The organism is Phaeacidiphilus oryzae TH49, assembly GCF_000744815.1.
In the GTDB taxonomy this organism is placed as follows: Bacteria; Actinomycetota; Actinomycetes; order Streptomycetales; family Streptomycetaceae; genus Phaeacidiphilus; species Phaeacidiphilus oryzae.
Genome location: NZ_JQMQ01000005.1, coordinates 6,654,708 through 6,669,908, shown reverse-complemented (window position 1 = coordinate 6,669,908; position 15,201 = coordinate 6,654,708). Strand labels below are relative to the sequence as shown.

The 15,201-nt window shown below is 74.3% G+C and carries 18 protein-coding genes and 1 pseudogene; 2 read left to right on the top strand and 17 right to left on the bottom strand.

Annotation, left to right across the window (positions count from 1 at the left end; translation table 11 throughout):
- Positions 1 to 41: 41 nt before the first annotated feature.
- Genes BS73_RS33370 through BS73_RS33345 form a run of 6 tightly spaced genes read right to left on the bottom strand, consistent with a single transcriptional unit; the run spans position 42 to position 6,474 of the window.
- On the bottom strand, positions 42 to 1,496 hold the full coding sequence (locus BS73_RS33370; RefSeq protein ID WP_051941289.1) for a hypothetical protein: 1,455 nt from the start codon (positions 1,494 to 1,496) through the stop codon (positions 42 to 44).
- Positions 1,493 to 2,989, bottom strand: a complete 1,497-nt coding sequence (locus BS73_RS33365) for a hypothetical protein (protein ID WP_037578073.1) — start codon at positions 2,987 to 2,989, stop codon at positions 1,493 to 1,495. The genes BS73_RS33370 and BS73_RS33365 overlap by 4 nt, the downstream gene beginning before the upstream one ends.
- Positions 2,986 to 4,470: a hypothetical protein gene (locus BS73_RS33360; protein WP_037578072.1), complete on the bottom strand. Its 1,485-nt coding sequence runs from the start codon at positions 4,468 to 4,470 to the stop codon at positions 2,986 to 2,988. The genes BS73_RS33365 and BS73_RS33360 overlap by 4 nt, the downstream gene beginning before the upstream one ends.
- On the bottom strand, positions 4,467 to 5,372 hold the full coding sequence (locus tag BS73_RS33355) for a hypothetical protein (RefSeq protein ID WP_152617817.1): 906 nt from the start codon (positions 5,370 to 5,372) through the stop codon (positions 4,467 to 4,469). Before BS73_RS33355 ends, BS73_RS33360 begins: the two co-directional genes overlap by 4 nt.
- Positions 5,373 to 5,391: 19 nt before the next feature.
- Positions 5,392 to 5,760: a hypothetical protein gene (locus BS73_RS33350; protein WP_152617816.1), complete on the bottom strand. Its 369-nt coding sequence runs from the start codon at positions 5,758 to 5,760 to the stop codon at positions 5,392 to 5,394.
- A gap of 12 nt (positions 5,761 to 5,772) precedes the next feature.
- Positions 5,773 to 6,474, bottom strand: coding sequence for a hypothetical protein (locus BS73_RS33345; RefSeq protein WP_037578069.1), 702 nt, complete (start codon positions 6,472 to 6,474; stop codon positions 5,773 to 5,775).
- Positions 6,475 to 6,888: 414 nt separating this feature from the next.
- On the opposite strand from BS73_RS33345, the gene BS73_RS33340 reads away from it, so the two are divergent.
- Positions 6,889 to 7,947 (top strand): C40 family peptidase, encoded by a 1,059-nt coding sequence (locus BS73_RS33340; protein WP_235215763.1) that lies wholly within the window; start codon positions 6,889 to 6,891, stop codon positions 7,945 to 7,947.
- Between the two features lie 213 nt (positions 7,948 to 8,160).
- A complete protein-coding gene (locus BS73_RS33335; protein WP_037578067.1) occupies positions 8,161 to 8,361 on the top strand; it encodes a PspC domain-containing protein in 201 nt (66 codons plus the stop codon).
- An 18-nt stretch (positions 8,362 to 8,379) separates the two neighbouring features.
- Here the strand turns inward: BS73_RS33335 and BS73_RS33330 are convergent, their stop codons facing one another.
- The 11 genes and pseudogenes from BS73_RS33330 to BS73_RS39020 form a co-directional block, all read right to left on the bottom strand.
- Complete coding sequence (locus tag BS73_RS33330) at positions 8,380 to 8,658, bottom strand: gas vesicle protein K (RefSeq protein WP_037578066.1); 279 nt, start codon at positions 8,656 to 8,658, stop codon at positions 8,380 to 8,382.
- Complete coding sequence (locus BS73_RS33325) at positions 8,655 to 8,882, bottom strand: gas vesicle protein (RefSeq protein ID WP_037578065.1); 228 nt, start codon at positions 8,880 to 8,882, stop codon at positions 8,655 to 8,657. The genes BS73_RS33330 and BS73_RS33325 overlap by 4 nt, the downstream gene beginning before the upstream one ends.
- On the bottom strand, positions 8,869 to 9,777 hold the full coding sequence (locus BS73_RS33320; RefSeq protein ID WP_084704547.1) for a GvpL/GvpF family gas vesicle protein: 909 nt from the start codon (positions 9,775 to 9,777) through the stop codon (positions 8,869 to 8,871). The genes BS73_RS33325 and BS73_RS33320 overlap by 14 nt, the downstream gene beginning before the upstream one ends.
- A gap of 17 nt (positions 9,778 to 9,794) precedes the next feature.
- Entirely contained in the window at positions 9,795 to 10,154 is a 360-nt protein-coding gene (locus tag BS73_RS33315; protein WP_051941287.1) for a gas vesicle protein, read from the bottom strand.
- Positions 10,155 to 10,163: 9 nt separating this feature from the next.
- Positions 10,164 to 11,342: an SRPBCC family protein gene (locus tag BS73_RS33310; protein ID WP_037578063.1), complete on the bottom strand. Its 1,179-nt coding sequence runs from the start codon at positions 11,340 to 11,342 to the stop codon at positions 10,164 to 10,166.
- Between the two features lie 6 nt (positions 11,343 to 11,348).
- Entirely contained in the window at positions 11,349 to 12,275 is a 927-nt protein-coding gene (locus BS73_RS38530; RefSeq protein WP_037578062.1) for a hypothetical protein, read from the bottom strand.
- Between the two features lie 58 nt (positions 12,276 to 12,333).
- Complete coding sequence (locus tag BS73_RS33300; protein ID WP_051941286.1) at positions 12,334 to 12,588, bottom strand: gas vesicle protein GvpG; 255 nt, start codon at positions 12,586 to 12,588, stop codon at positions 12,334 to 12,336.
- Between the two features lies 1 nt (position 12,589).
- Positions 12,590 to 13,366: a GvpL/GvpF family gas vesicle protein gene (locus tag BS73_RS33295; protein ID WP_037578061.1), complete on the bottom strand. Its 777-nt coding sequence runs from the start codon at positions 13,364 to 13,366 to the stop codon at positions 12,590 to 12,592.
- A 3-nt stretch (positions 13,367 to 13,369) separates the two neighbouring features.
- Positions 13,370 to 13,921 (bottom strand): gas vesicle protein GvpJ, encoded by a 552-nt coding sequence (gene gvpJ, locus BS73_RS33290; RefSeq protein ID WP_037578060.1) that lies wholly within the window; start codon positions 13,919 to 13,921, stop codon positions 13,370 to 13,372.
- A 41-nt stretch (positions 13,922 to 13,962) separates the two neighbouring features.
- A complete protein-coding gene (locus BS73_RS33285) occupies positions 13,963 to 14,277 on the bottom strand; it encodes a gas vesicle protein GvpO (RefSeq protein ID WP_037582376.1) in 315 nt (104 codons plus the stop codon).
- Between the two features lie 406 nt (positions 14,278 to 14,683).
- Positions 14,684 to 15,200: pseudogene (locus BS73_RS39020) on the bottom strand (helix-turn-helix domain-containing protein); the annotation flags it as partial.
- Position 15,201: the final 1 nt, after the last annotated feature.

Below are 15,201 nucleotides of genomic sequence, written 5' to 3'. Positions count from 1 at the left end.
ATTCGCTGCACTGGCAACCACGGCCCCGGCGGGCGGCGGGTTCATTCGGAGGAGGCGTCCTCCGGCGCCGCCACCCGCCGGCCGGTCATGGCCTCGTCGGTATCGGTCATCCAGGTCTCCAGCCGGGTGCGGATGTGCCGCACCCGGCGGGGTGCCTCCCGGCCGATCCTGAGGATGTGGCAGCCCTTCTCCAGCGTCCCCAGCGTGGTGAAGACGCTGGGCGGCAGCCGGAACTGGGCGACGGCCTGCTCCGCGTCGTCCGCCCGGGACTGCTGGTAGACGTGGACGATGTCGGCCTCGCGGATCAGCGACATCGCGTCCGAGTCCGGCGGGACGTCGCTGATGTGGTGGATGACGGTGACGAAGGACAGCCCGATGCCGCGCCCGCGCTTGGCGAGCGAGCGCAGCACGGTGGCCACCGAGGTGGTGCCCGGGGACCGCAGCCGGGTGGTGTGGTACCCCTCCTCCAGGATGATGATCCGCCGCCCCGGCCGCTGCGCCCACACCGCCGCCAGGAACGACGAGACCAGCGCCATCACCAGGGCGAGCGCCGGCGAGTCCTCGGGGAGCGCGGAAGTGTCGAAGACCAGCAGCGGCGCCGCCAGGTCGAGGTCCTCGCTGGTCTCGCGGTCGATCAGGCCGGAGAGGTCGCCGTCGATGAACCGCTCCAGGTCCATGGCGAGTTCCAGGGCCCACTCGGTGACCCGCTCCGTCGTGACGATCCCCCGGCGGGCCAGGTGGGGGCGGGGGATCGCCGACTCGCCGGGGTCGTAGAGGGCGTCCACCACGTCGTGGAGGGTGGCCGCGCGCCGCTCGCCGCGGGCCTTCTCCAGGGCGACCCGGTGCGCCGCCCGCAGTGCGTAGTGCTCGGTGGCGGAGAGCCGGCCGTGGGCGTGCTCGGCCACCATCAGCAGCAGCCTGTCCTGGCCCACCCGCTCGTCCCCCGCGTCGTCCAGCGAGGTGGCGGAGATCCGCGGGTCCAGCAGGTTGATGCTGGTCCCGCCGCTGCGGGCGAACCGGATCACCGGCACGCCGACGGTCTCGGCGGCCCGCATGTACTCGCCCCGGCCCTGCTGGTCCTTGCGGTCGAAGACGGCCACCTGGCGGCCGAGGGCGACCGGCCGTACGCAGTACTGCGTCTTGGCCAGCGAGGACTTGGCCGAGGAGATGTCGCCCATGATCAGCACGTTGGGCGAGCTCACCCGGCCCTGCTCGTACAGCTCGTGGGGGTCGGTGGAGACCGGCTGGCCGGTGTCCATGTCGATGCCGGTGATCGGCCCCGCCAGCGGCGGATGGGTGCTGACGATGGCCGGGTTGAGCGCGCCCGCCTGCCGGGTGGAGGTGAAGATCGTCTCCGTCTCGGCGCCGCGGGGGAGGCGGTGGCGGCGCCGCCGCGACGGGGGCGCGGTCGGCTCCCACCGCAGCGCGGGCGGCGGTGGCGCCTCCGCCACCGATCTGGTCCACTCCTCGACGGGCGGCCGCGGCGCACCGCTCATGCCCTCACTCCTCGTGCCATCGGCAATGCCGTGATCAGTGCCTGGTGGTGCTTGTAGTCCTGCCAGTCGAGACGCGTGATGCCGCCGTCCTCCGCGGCGGAGGTGATCCGGCGGCGCCCCGCGGTGAGGAGGTCCTCGGCCGGGGCGGACACCATCACCCGCACCGCCGGATAGGTGCCGGCGACCACCGGGCGCAGCAGGTCCAGCAGGGTGCGCCGGGAAGCGCTCATCGACGCCTCGGTCTCGCCTGTGCTGACCTGGCCCTTGTTCCGTGCGCCGATCTGCCGGGCCGTGTCGTAGGTCAGCCCCAGCCGGGCGATGTCCCGGGCCGCGGTCCTCGGCACCAGCCTGAACTGGCACTGGACGGTGCGGATGGTCGCCGGGTTGACCCGCGTCACCAGGTGCTCCATGAAGCGGGCGTCGACCGGCTGGGTCGGCCAGGCGTCCCGCGGGACCTGCGCCACCGCGTGGTACCAGTCCCGCGCGGCCCCCTCGACCCGGACGAACCGCGGCTGCCGGTGCCGCACCTGGCCCCAGCCGTCGGCCACCGAGTCGATCCCGTCCAGGGTGTCGATGTCCATGTCCGGATCGTGGAGATGCCGGATCAGCGCGCCCAGCCGCTTCGGCCCCAGAACCGCCCGCAGCCGGTATCCGGCCGCGTCGACCCTGCGGACCACCTCGCCGACCGTCTCGAAGGTCTCCTGGCAGACCCGCTCCACGTCGGGCGGCCCGGCGAAGCCGGCCACCAGCCGCGCCAGCGGGATCCGCACCGTCGCGAAGGACCGGTACTCCTCGGTGTTGCCGGCCGCGAAGGAGGACAGCTCGCGCATCGACCGCCGGAGCCGCTCCGGCACATGGTCGACCACGAGCCGGTCCATCTCCTCGCGGTAGGCCTGCGGAGGCACCGGCAGCACCCTGGTCGCGAGGTCGAGCTGGTCCACCGGGATGTCGGCGCTCGCCAGACCGCCCAGCAGCCGCTCGAAGAGCAGCCCGGCGGTGTTGATCGCCCGCGGCGGCAGCAGGCCGTCGCCCGCGCCCTGGATCTCGAAGGTGGCCGTCAGATGCCCGCTGCTCCAGCTGCCGCGCCGGTGGTCCTTGTGGTGGACGATCGCCATCGCCGCGCTGGGGGCCGACGGCGGGGCGTAGGCCAGCACGCGGATCTCGCCCACCTCGCGGGGCAGGGTGCGCCCCGGGACGAAGTCCGGCGCCCGCCGCCGCCCGCCGCGGAGCCGGAAGGTGAGCCGGTCCCGCAGCGCGGCGGCCCAGGACTCCCCCACCGCCGTCCGCCGGCGGGCCAGCGCCGCCGCGCCCGCCAGGACGACCACGCCGGCCAGCAGCACCAGCAGCGAGTGGGTGGCGAGCAGCACCAGCAGCCACACCACCACGAACAGGCCGAGCGCGAGCAGTTGCCCCCGCGACACCCCCTCGAAGAGCCGCCGCGCCCTGGTCTCACCGCCGAGGACGTAGGTCCGCTCGTCTCCGGTCGCCTTCATCGGACACCTCCCGGCCGCACCGCGGCCTCGTCGGCGGCGCTCCCGGGACGGTCGTGCCGGGTGGACTGCTGGGGGGCGGGCTGCTGGGGGGCGGGCTGCCGCGGGATGGACGGAGACAGGGAGGACGGCGGCGGGGCGGGCGCCTGGGTGGACGGAGGCAGGCCGGGCGCCTGTGCGGCGGGCGCGCCGGCGCCGGTCGGGGCATGAGCGCCGGCCGGGGCGCCGAAGGGCACGATGCCCTTGTCCTCGCCGCTCCCGGCGGTGGCAGTGGCCTCCTCGTGCCCCTCCGGGCCGCCGCTCCACCGCGGTTCCAGCTTGGCGAAGGCCGCCTCATGGACGTCGCCGGCCGAGGACTGCGGTGCCGCGGTACGCGCCCGGGCGTCCAGCCGCCCCGCCTCCGTCCCGGACGCGCCCAGCAGCCGGAACGCCAGGATCGGCACCACGTCCACCACCAGCAGCGCGACCAGCAGGAAGATGAGTTCGGTGAAGGAGCCGTCCGCCCCGCCCTGCCGGCTCACCATCGCGTTGAACCCGGCCCAGAGCGTCCAGAAGAAGAAGAGGATCACGGCCGGCAGGAAGAGCAGGGAGCCGAGCAGCCCGCAGATCCGCCGCAGCAGCCGCCCCCAGGGCGGATAGACCGCGGCCACCAGGGCGAGCGGCAGCAGCAGTCCGATCAGCAGCACCCCCCACTCCGCGACGAACACCTCGACCACCAGCACCGTGCCCAGGGCCAGGATCAGCGCGAACATCAGGATCGCCATCACCGTGCCGCCGATGTCCGACCAGCCCTTGCCCGCGGACTCCTGGATCATCCGCAGCAGCCCGCCCACCGCGCCGTCGCCCTGCCCGGCGGCCGGTGTGCTGAAGGTCCGCTCCAGTCCGGTCGCCAGCTGGGTGACGCTGTACAGCACGGCCGGCGCCATCGCGCAGGCCGGCACCACGAACACCATCCGCCAGCCGCTCCGGCGCAGCAGCGCGACCCCTGTCACGCCGCCCTCCGGCCCCGCCGTCCGGGCCGTGATGCCGGCCAGCAGGAACGGCAGCACGAGCATGGCCAGACCGAAGGAGACCGCGTACTGCTCGATCCACCACGACCGGTCGAAGGCCGGTGTGCCCAGCTTCTCCACGGTCGTCTGGATGAAGGACAGTTCGAAGACGACCGCGTGGGCCAGTCCCTGGGCCCAGGACTCCAGGAAGTTCTGCGGGTCCAGGCCGTCCACCGCGTGAGTCGCGGCCCGGGCGGCGGCGGCCACCCCGGCGGCTCCGGTCCCGCCGCCCGCGCCGCCCGGGCCGGCCTGGCCCCCGGCGGTGCCGGCCACGGCGTGCGGGGCCTGGCAGAGGGAGGCGACCAGGCCGTGGTCGCAGCCCCCCGCCGAGGCCGCTGCCGGGGCGGCCGCCAGGAGCACCATGAGGGCGAGCACCACGAGGGCGGCCGGCAGCGTCAGCAGCACGGCGCGCAACCCGCGCCGGGCCGCGCTCACAGCGCGCTCCCCAGCTCGGACGGGGCCTGCTCGGTCGCGTCCGCGTACAGCTTCCAGCCCGATCCATGGCCGGCCAGCAGCCGCGCGCGCTCTGCGTAGGTGGTGACCAGCGTTCCGGCGGGCGAGGGCGCCGGCACGGAGCCGAGACCGCCCGGGGCGGAGGTCCGCGCGACCTGCCAGTCGCCACCCGACCACACCATGGTGAAGCGGCTCACCGTCCAGCGCTCGGAGAGCTTGCCCGAGGGCTGGAAGAGGGCGGTGTCGACGACCCCTTGGAGACAGGGCTGCCACACGTCGACGGTGACCTCGCCGGAGGCGGCCGACTCGACGCGGTACGCCCCGAGCTCCGGGTGGCAGAGCGAGGTGAACTGTTTGCCGGCGGCCGGCCGGCCGCTGCCCGGATCGGTCAGCTGCCCCTGCGCGTTGAGGTGGTACTCCCGCTGGAACGCCTTCGCCTGGGCGTCCTCCCCGGCCGGGACCGTGACGAACGCCGAGGCCAGGAACGCCTTCCGGTCCGCCTCCGCCATCCGCTGCACGTTGTACTCGTTGGCGGCTACGGTCGAGGCGGCCTCCACCGCTCCGCCCTCGGTGTGCGGGAAGCCCCTCGGGATGCCGGCGACCCGGCGCGATCCGTCCAGGCCGCCGGCCTGGACGGCGCCTCCCCCCTGGAGGGCGGCCGGCGGCGAGTCGGCGGCCGCCGCCGGGGAGGGCGGCGCGGTCGGCCCAGCGGACGGGGCCGTGGCGGCCGGCGCCCCGCGCCGGCCGCCGCCGTGCACCGTCACCACCGCCACGAGCGCCACCACCGCGCCCGCGCCCAGGACGGCGAGCAGCCGGAGGTCATTGCCTCTCCGCTTGCGCGGCGGCCGGCCGCCGGACGGCTGATAGTCGATCTCCACACCCACTTCGGGCCCCTCCCAGCGGTTACGAGGCGAGGACGCCGTACACGGCCGGCAGTGCCACCAGCCCGATCGTCGCCCCGGCCGCCTTCATGACATCGGTCCGCACGTCGTGGAGATCGTCGCCGTAGCCGCCGCGCCGGGCCTTCGCCAGCTTCGCTACGGAGACCATCAACTGGTATGCGGTGTAGACGAAGCAGAGCGCCCAGGCCAGGGCGAGGAACATGCCGATTCTGGAACCGAGGATCGGCTGGAACGGCCCGAAGCTGGGGCTCACCCCGTCGAACGGGTTGAGCCCCGCGGCGAGGATGAATACGTGGCTGGTCAGGTGCTGCACCGTCGGCCCTTTCCGGCTGATGGTTCCGTTGGTTTCCAGGGCCGCACTGGTCGGCACGGCCGATGAGGGTCACAGCGCCGCGGCCATGGCCGCGCACGCCTGGAGCCAGGCGGCTCTGGAGCGGGCGGAGACGCGGTCGAGGGCGAGGCCGCGGCGGTCGGTCCGGCCGCCCTCGGCCAGCGCCGGGTCGTAGGGGATCGGCAGCACCGCGCGGGTCCGGCCGCCGAAGATGCTCTCCATCGTCGCCCGCAGCCGCTGGTCGTAACCCGGCGCCGGAGGGGTGAGGAGGGTGACCGCCTTCGGCTTCAGGCGGCCCGGTCCGTACAGCTGCCGCTCCAGGGTGTCGAGCATCCACAGCGCCGACTCCGCCGAGTCCTGCCGGACGGTCGCGGTGACGACGACCAGGTCCGCGGCGGCGAGCGCGGCGCGCCAGTCCTCCGCCCGCGCGTCGCTCCCGCTGTCGACCAGTGCGAGGACGGGCGCCCCGGTCGGGTCGTCCGGCAGCCCGCGCAGGCCGGCCGCCGCCTGGGCCGCGTCCCAGGTGGCCACTCCCCCACCGCGGTACGCCCCGAAGGTGCGGGCGGCCATCAGGGTGGCCGTGGTGGTGGCGGCGCCGGGGCCGGGGTTGGCGAACACGATCAGCCGGGGGCCGGAGAAGTCGGCCCGGATGCGGGCCACCGCCTCCGCGTGCGCCGCCTTCTGCTTGCCGGCGGCCGGACCGAACAGGCCCCCGCTCAGCCGGCGCAGCCCGCCCCACCAGTCACGGGCCACCGGCGCCGCTGCGGCCGGTTGCGGAAGGCCCCGGCCGGAAGCGGACGTCGGCTCGGCTCCGGCCCGGGCTTCGGCCCGGGCCCCGGCGCGCGGGCGGGCCGAAGGCGGCTGAAGCGGCTGAACCGGTTGGAGCGACTGAACCGGTCGAAGCGGCTGAACCGGCTGAAGCGGCTGAAGCGGCCGCCGGGTCAGGTTCCCGCGCGAGGCCGCGGCATGCGTGAACGCGTCCGCGGTCAGCGCCCGCTCCTCCAGGCCGCTCTCACTCATCTCGCCCTGCCTTTCGCACGTCCCCCGCCCGCGGGCCGATCGTCTACTGGTCAGCTACGGATGAACCCCGGTCCGCAGTTCGACCGGATCGCCGGCGGATCTCGCCGAACCGCCGGCGGCGGACGTCCGTTGTGCCGTCGTGTGGTGATGATGAACAAGGGGCTCGCCGTCTGCGCCGGCCTCGGCCTGGCCGTCGCCGGGCCGCTGGTGCTGATCGCGGCGTCGCCGGGCGGGATCGGCCAGCCGGCCGCCGCGGCGACCCGGCCCGGCCTCGCCCCGCACCGGGTACCGGCCGCATACCAGCCCTGGATCGAGGCCGCCGCCAGGACCTGTGCCACCGTCACCGCTCCCGTGCTGGCCGCCCAGATCGACAGCGAGTCGGCGTGGAACCCGATGGCCCGCAGCGCCGCCGGCGCCGAGGGGCTGGCCCAGTTCCTCCCGAGCACCTGGGCCACCTGGAAGGTGAACGCGCAGCCGCTCGACCACGCCGCCGCGGACCCCTTCGACCCGGCCGACGCCATCCTGACCCAGGCCCGGTACGACTGCGCCCTCGCCGCCGAGGTGCGGCGACTCGTCGACAGCCGCCGCGTCTCCGGCGACCCGCTGGCACTCACCCTCGCCGCCTACAACGCCGGGGTGGGGGCGGTCGAGACCTACCGCGGCATTCCGCCCTACCAGGAGACCCAGCAGTACGTGGAGGGCATCCTCGCCAAGACCGCCTCGTACGCCGCGCCCGCGCGGGGCGGGGGCGGGCAGAGCGGCGAGAGTGGGGGCGGGCAGAGCGGGAGCGCGTTCGGGGCCGCCGTCGCGGCCGCCGCCCTGCGGTACCGGGGGACCCCGTACAGCTGGGGCGGGGGCGGCCTCGCCGGGCCGACCTACGGCGTCGGCGAGGGCGCCGGGATCATGGGCTTCGACTGCTCGGGGCTCGTGCGGTACGCCGTCTACGAGGCCTCGGCGGGACGGGTCGTGCTGCCGCACTCCAGCGAGGAGCAGGCCACCCTGGGCCGGCCGGTGGAACCGGACCGGATCCAGGTCGGCGACGTGATCGCCTTCCAGCTCTCCCCCGGCGACTACGACCACATCGGCATCTACATCGGCCAGGGGGAGTTCGTCCAGGCGCCGAAGACCGGCGACGTGGTCAAGGTCTCGAACCTGTCGGACCCGTACTACGCGGGAAAGCCCATCGCCGTCCGCAGGTTCGGATGAGCGGTACCAGGGTCGGACCCTGAGAGGACCCCGAGGAACCGGTCCGCCCCGGGAAGGGGAAGGGCGGGGGCGGATTCATCAGGCAGCGCGACGCCGTGCGGCCGCCGGGCGGGGAGGCTTGAGGAGTCGGACGGTGAGGACGCGGGGACGGCAGAACCTCCCGCACCGCCGCCGGCAGTCCAGCTCACTCGACCCGCCGCCAGGAGGCCCACCATGTCGAACTACTCGTCCGCGCCGCGCACCCTCTCCCGCCCCCGTTCCGGCCGCGTCCTCGGCGGGGTCTGCGCCGGAATCGCCCGCCGGTTCGGCCTCGAACCGTGGACCGTGCGGGGGTTGTTCCTGCTCTCCTGCCTGCTGCCCGGCCCGCAGTTCCTCGTCTATCTGGCGCTCTGGCTGCTCCTCCCCGACGACTGACGCCGGGCACAGCCCCCGTCATTCGTACGGCAGGAGGCTGCCCAGCGGGCCGAGGTCGAGGTTGAGGTCGGCGCGGCTCAGGCCGTGCCGGCCGCAGAGTTCGTCCATCCGCTGGTCGAGGAGCATCAGGGTGCGGCCCACCTGCTCGGTCTGGGCGTCGGTGAGGTCGCCCTGGTCGAAGCGGCGAACCGCCTGACGCTCCATCAGTTGCCGTAGCAGCTCGACCACGGTGAGGACGAGGGCCGCCAGATCGCGGGCCGCGCTCTCCGGATCGATGTCGATCCTCCCCTCGCTCACAGCGGCCCCCCGTCCGCCCACGGCGCCGGCACCCGCTCGCTCACCGAGGACAGCAGGGCGTGCAGCGAGAGCCTGATCAGCGGGACGTCGGCGATGGCGATCACCAGGTCGCCGCTGACCACCACGCCGGTCGCGAGCACCCGGTCCAGCAGGTCGACCAGCGGGACGCCGATCGGCGCCTCCGCCTCGGGGCCCGTCCACGGCACCACCTCACGCCCGGCCATCGCGCTCGCCTCCTCCCCCGTCGGCGGAGACGAAGGAGTACGGCGGCCACGGGCCGGAGACGTCGATCCCGATCCCGGCCAGACGCGGGTCGCGGCGCAGGCGTTCCACCGCCGCCGCCAGCTCGTCCTCGCGCTCGCGGTCCACCAGATAGGCGCCGTTGAGCACCTGCGGGCGCGCCGCGCCGGTGACCCGGGCGCCGTGCGGACGCAGCCGGCGGGCAGCCACCGCGATCTCCCGCAGGCACTCGTCCACCGTCTCCCCCGCCTGGCGGGACGCCTCCCAGCGCCGGTCGCGCGCCTGCTGACGCCCGCGGATCCGGTCCAGGTACGCACGGCCTGAGCCGGCGTGGGCGGAGGCGTGGGCGGAGGGGCTGGACTCGGCGGTGATGACGGGGCCGTCCGCCGTCGGGACGTGGACCTTGACCCCCCACTCGGACCGCCCGGCCACCCGGTCCAGCGAGGCATGGAAGCGCTCCTCGTGGGCGGCGAGAGCCGCCCGGGCGCGGTCGTCGCCGAGGTAGAGGGTGGCGAGCGGCAGCGGCACCGCGCATCCCCGCCGGCTGACCGCGTCGACCACGGCGTGGTGGGCGCGGGTGCAGCGTTCCAGCTCCTCGGGGTCGGCGAGGCGTTCGCGCAGCGCCTCCTCGCAGAACTCGCCGTACGGGACGTCCTGCACGATCGCCTGGAGCGAGCCGGCGGCGAGCAGGCGGACGGGGCCGCCACCGCCCGTCGCGTGGCCGACGAGTCCGGCGGCGATGCCGGGGACGCAGTCCCGGCTCACCGCGAAGACGTAGGTGGCGGTCCCCTGGGCTGCGGTGGCGGCGGTCGCGGTCGCGGTGGCAGCGGCGGTCGCGGTGGGGGAGGGCTCCGGAGCGGGCGACGTGCTGGCGTTCATCGTTGGCTCAGGCTCCTTCAACTGTGCTGTTCCGAGGCCGAGTCGCCGTTCTCGTGGGCGGCGAGAGCCTCGCGCAGGCGGGCGTTCTCCTCAGCCAGGGCGTTGCGGGCGGCGCGGGAGGAGAGCGCGGGGTCCGTCTCCCACCAGTCGATGCCCGCCTTGCGCGCGGTGTCCACGGAGGCGACGAAGAGGCGCAGCCGGATGGTGAGCAACTCGATGTCCAGCAGGTCGATCTTGATGTCGCCCGCGATGACGATGCCCTTGTCCAGCACGCGTTCGAGAAGGTCGGCGAGGTTGGTGGTGGTCGGCCCGAAGCTTCGCTCCGAGGCGTAGGCGGGGGCCGCGCCGGGGGCGGAGAAGGCGTCAGGCTCCATCATGGGTGCGCCTCACTCCTCTTCTTCCTCGTCGTCGTACTCCTCCGCGTCCGCGTCTTCCTCGTCTTCCTCGTCGTCCTCGCCCTCGTCCTCGGCCTCCTCGTCGTACTCGTCCTCGTCGTAGTCGTCCGGGTCCTCTTCGTCGCCGTACTCGTCGCCGTACTCGTCGTCGTCCTCGGCCTCCTCGTCGTACTCGTCCTCGTCGTACTCGTCCGGGTCCTCTTCGTCGCCGTACTCGTCGTCGTACTCGTCTTCCTCGCCCTCGTCCTCTTCGTCCTCGTCCTCTTCGGGCTCCTCGTCCTCCTCGGCTTCGGACTCCTCGTCCTCCATGGCCTCCTCGTGGCTGCGGACGACCTCACCGTCGCGGATCTCGCCGCGCCAGCCCTCCACCTCCTCGTCGGCGCCGAGGGTCACATAGCGGGCGAAGTGCTTGAGGTCGAGGCGCAGGCGGCGGCCCTGCGCGCGCCAGAGGTTGCCGGTCTTCTCGAAGAACCCGGCCGGGTAGTACTCGACGACCACCACGATGCGGGTCAGATTGGGCGCCAGCTCGTGGAAGGTGATGGATCCGCGCGTGCTCCCCTTGGCCCCCTCGGACGTCCAGACGATCCGCTCGTCGGGGACCTGCTCCTGGACCGTGGCCTTCCAACCCCGGGTGGAGGGACCGACCTTGACCTTCCAGTCCGACTCGGTCTCGTCGCTCTGCGACACGCTTCGGACGCCCTTGGTGAAGGTGCTGAACTTCTCGTACTGCGTCCAGTGGTCGTACACCGTACGGACCGGCAGGCCGATGTCGACGGTCTCGACGATGTTCGTCACCTTGGTGTCGCCGGACTGGCCCTTGCCCCCGCCGCCACCGCCTCCGTTCCCGCCGCCGCCGTCGCCGCCGTTGCCGCCTCCGCCGAAGAGCCCCTTGGTCTTCTCGACGATCGGGTCCTTGATGCTCTTCGCCTGCTCCGAGACGAGCGCCTTCAACGGCGAGTCGCCGCGCAGGATGCGGCCTCCGGCGCCGCCGAGGACCCCGCCGTTGTCGGCGGCGTCGGTGAGCCGGTCGGCGAGGTCAGAGACCTTGTCGCCGGCCTTGTCGGTCAGATGCTGGGCGCCCGCGCCCAGGTAGCTGACGATTCCTTCGCGCACGCGGTCGAGGGCCGAGCCGCCGTCCTGCGCGTTGTCGCGCTGATCCTTGCTGGCCATGGTCGTCTACCCCCGGCTCCGGTTGCGGCCGGCAGCGGACCGCCCGGAGGCCGATCGCCCGGAGGCGGACCGTCCGGAGGCCGTCTTGCGCGGCGTGGACTTCTTGGCGGGCGTCTTCTTGGCGGCGGACTTCTGGGGGCTGGTCTTCCTCGGCGCCGACTTCTTCGCGGCGCTCTTCGCGGGTGCCGCCTTCTTGGCGGCCGTCCTCTTCGCGGCGGGCTTCGGCGACGGCTGCGCGGCGGACTTCATCGCTGCCTTTTTGGCGACCTTCTTCGCCGGCGGACGGCTGCCTGACCGCGACTGCTTGGTGGCCTGCTGAGCCGTCTTCTCGGCCGGGCGCCTGGCCGCGGGCCGCTTCGCCGCGGCCTTCTTCGCGGGCGGCGCCTTCTTGGCCGGCCTGCTCTCCGCGCGCCGGCCGGCGGGACGCCTGGCGGGCCTGCGGCGCTCGGGCGCCGGCTCCTCCTCGTCGGACTCGCCCTCGTCCTCGCCCTCGTCGGACGGGCCCTCGTCCTCGTCCTCGTCGTAGTCGTCTTCGTCCTCGTAGTCGTCCTCGTCGTCGTCGTAGCGATCGTCCTCGTCGTACTCCTCCTCGTCGCCCTCCTCTTCCTCCGGCTCCGCGGACGCGCCGAACGCGCTCGCGCGGTCCTGGAGCACGTCGGCGAAGGAGTCGAGGCGGGCGTTGGCCACCGAGGACAGCGCGGCGCGGCCGGCCGGCAGCAGTTCCGCGCGCACCTGGTCGCCCAGCTGCGCGAACTGCGGGGAGGCCACGAGTTTGCGAGCCCCTTCGGCGAGCAGTTCCTGCGGCGAGAGCCGGAGCCTCCGCCCCGCCAGCACTGAGGCCAGCGCCAGCGTGAACCTCGCCTTCTTCGTTCGGCCGAGCAGATAACCGCCGGCCACGGCAGCCGCCAGTGCGGCCTTGCTGCTGTCGTCCATCCGTCTCTTCCCCTTGCGCTTTGTCCTCGTCTTTGCGGCCCTGTGCGGCCGTCGGCCGTCAGCGATCCACCGGTCCGGCCGGATGGTGTGGTTCGGCTTCGAGGAGGTCCAGCAGTCGCTCCTCCTCGCGCTCGAACCGCTCGGTGCCGATCTCCCCCGCCTCGAGCGCGTCGTTGAGCGCGCGCAACCGCGCCCGTACGACGGCCGGGTCGCGGAGTTCGCGGTCGGCGGCGTCGCCGAGTCGCTCCGCGACCCAGGCCACCCCGCGCACGGGCGCCAGTGGCAGCAGCAGTACCCCGCTGAGGAGGCCCATCTCAGACCCTGGCCGACAGGCGCGCGGACGCGGAAGCGGGCGCGGACGCGGAAGCGGGCGCGGTGAAGCTGTAGCAGGGGATCGGCCCGCTCAGCCGCAGCTCCACCCGGTCCCGGTGGGCGGCGGCGAACCGTTCGACGGCCGTCCGGAAGTCCTCCTGCGCACCGTCGGCGACCAGGAACGACACATTCGCCGCGTACCCGGCCACCTCCGGACCGCGCACCCAGCGGTCCGCCAACGGGGCCAGCTCGCGCACCACCTGCTCAGCGGCCTCGCCGGCCAACCGGGCGAGGCCCGCCGCCACGGCCTCGCCGAGCCGGACCGACGCCTCGTACCCGGGGCTGCGCCGCACTTCGTCGCGCATCCGCCGGACCCGGCCGTCCTGGCCGAGGAGCGCCGGGACGGCGTCCTCGGTGGGCAGCGCCTTGAGGTTGAACTCGTCCCGCCCGTCGAGGAGTTCGAGGGCCTCGGCGTATGCGGCCCGGCGCTCGTCCAGCTGGGCGAGCACTACCTCCTCGTCCGGGGCGACCATGCCGAACCGCATGGGGAGCACCGGCCCGTACTCGGCGAGGGAGAGCAGCAGGTCCTGGTGGGCGAGGAGGTCGCGGCGGCGGGCCCGCAGATCGGCGGGCGCGTCGCCGACGACGGCCGCGAGGTCGCCGTGGCGCAGCGCGCGGACCGCGGTCGGCGGGGCGCCCACCCCGCGCTGCCCGGAGCGGAGGCGGTGGTCGGCGCGGACGAAGCCGTAGACGTAGATGCCTTGGGCGTGGGCGGCCATCGGTCAGTTCCTCCCGGTGCTGCGTCGGGCCGGGCGGGTCGCGGTACGGGACCGGCTGCCGGATCCGGATCGGGAGCCGCTGCCGGAGCTGCTCGATCGGCCGGAGCCACCGGTGCTTCGGCGGCGGGGCGCGGGCCCCCGCTGCTCGCCGCCGCCCTCCTCCTCTTCCTCCTCGGCGCCGTCATCGTCCCCGTCGCCCGCTCCGACGGCCTCCTTGACCTTGCTGCCGACCGAACTGACGGCCTTCTTCACGCCCTTCTTGCCGGCGCTCTTCGCCAGCCCGCCGCCACCGCCGAACAGCTCCGGCACGGTCGTGGTGCGGGTGTTGGCCTCCAGGTCGAGGCGGTTGCAGACCTCGGCGAAGCGGAGATAGGTGTCGACGCTCGCCACCACGATCCGGGCGTCGATCTTGAGGATCTCGATGCCGACCAGCGACACCCGGATGAAGACGTCGATCACCATGCCGCGATCGAGGATGAGTTCGAGCACGTCGTAGAGCGTGCCGGCGCGCGGCACGCATACGGTCTCTTCGTTGTAGGTGGTCGTGGTGCCCATGGGGCCTCGCCCTCTCGAGCGCGTCGGGCGGACGCATGCGGTCAGTCGTCCGCCGATCCGCGTCGGTAGCGACGGATCCTGCGGTACTGGAGGAGCTCGCCCCTGCCGTCGAGGTCCACCTCGTAGGTGGCGAGGAGGCTGGTGGTGTCCGGGATGCGCGCGACTTCGAGCACATCCACGTGGACCCGCCAACCGTCCTCGCTCCGGCACACGGCCGAAACGCCCTCGACGGGGTGGGTGAGCAGTATCTCCAGACTCCGGCAGGCACGATGAGCCACGTCCTCGGGCGCCCAGCCGGACGCGCTGCGCGAGGACGAGGACTTCTTCGTAGCCGACCCGGTACGTCGCTCTGCCATGCGCACCACGCGACCACACGGCGGCTCGGGCTCGCATGCGCTGGTGGTCCGGACGAGCCATCCACTCCGCTCAGGCGGGCCGGAGGGGGCGGGCGGGTATGGCGAGCGCATTACGGGGCAACCGGGCCGCACGATTCGCGTCGGCCTTGGGCCGGCGCGGGTGCCCGGCGGGCGCGCTGCGGGCCGGGCCTGCTGCGGGCCGGGCCTGCTGCGGCCCGGGCCCTCGCGGCTACAGCCTCAGGGGCCGGAGGCACCGGCCGACCCGCGCGGTGGTGACCATCTCGGGCGGCTGGAGCCTTGGACCCCGAGCCCCCGCCCGAGCCGGTTGGCCCGAGCCGTCGGGATACCGACGCGGGGCGCCTTTCGGGGGGACGGCGGCCCTGCGTGCCCCAGGCCGCGGGGCCTAGTGCCGGTAGATCGCGGACGGCGTCAGCCCCACCGCCTCCGCGATCTGCCCGTTGGTGACCTCGGCGAACCCGTCGCGCGCGAACAGCGGCACGGCGGCGGCCAGGATCTCCGCCCGACGGGTGGGCGGCACCGGCTGGGCGGCGGCCCGGTGGCCCGCGGCCCGCCGCCGGGCGCGGCGGGGTCGGCCGCGGCCACCCGGAAGGCGGACGTCAGCAGCAGCTCCTCCACCCGGCGCTGGGCGATGGATACGTGATGCATCGTGATGGACCCGACCGCGCCGAGCGCCGCGGCGGCGCGCAGCCGGGGATCCACGAGCGTCCTCCGCTTCTCGGCCGGTCGTCGGACGGTGCCGGCGGTGGGAGCGGCGGCAGCGGCTCCGGCGGCAGCGGCGGCTCGCGGTGGATCGCCTCGGCCACCCGGCCGACGAGGTGGGCGAACTTCTCCGCGAGCCGTCGGCGGTCCGCCACCGCCAGACAGCGGGCCTCCCACCGGTACAGGCCGCTGGACGCGCCGTGC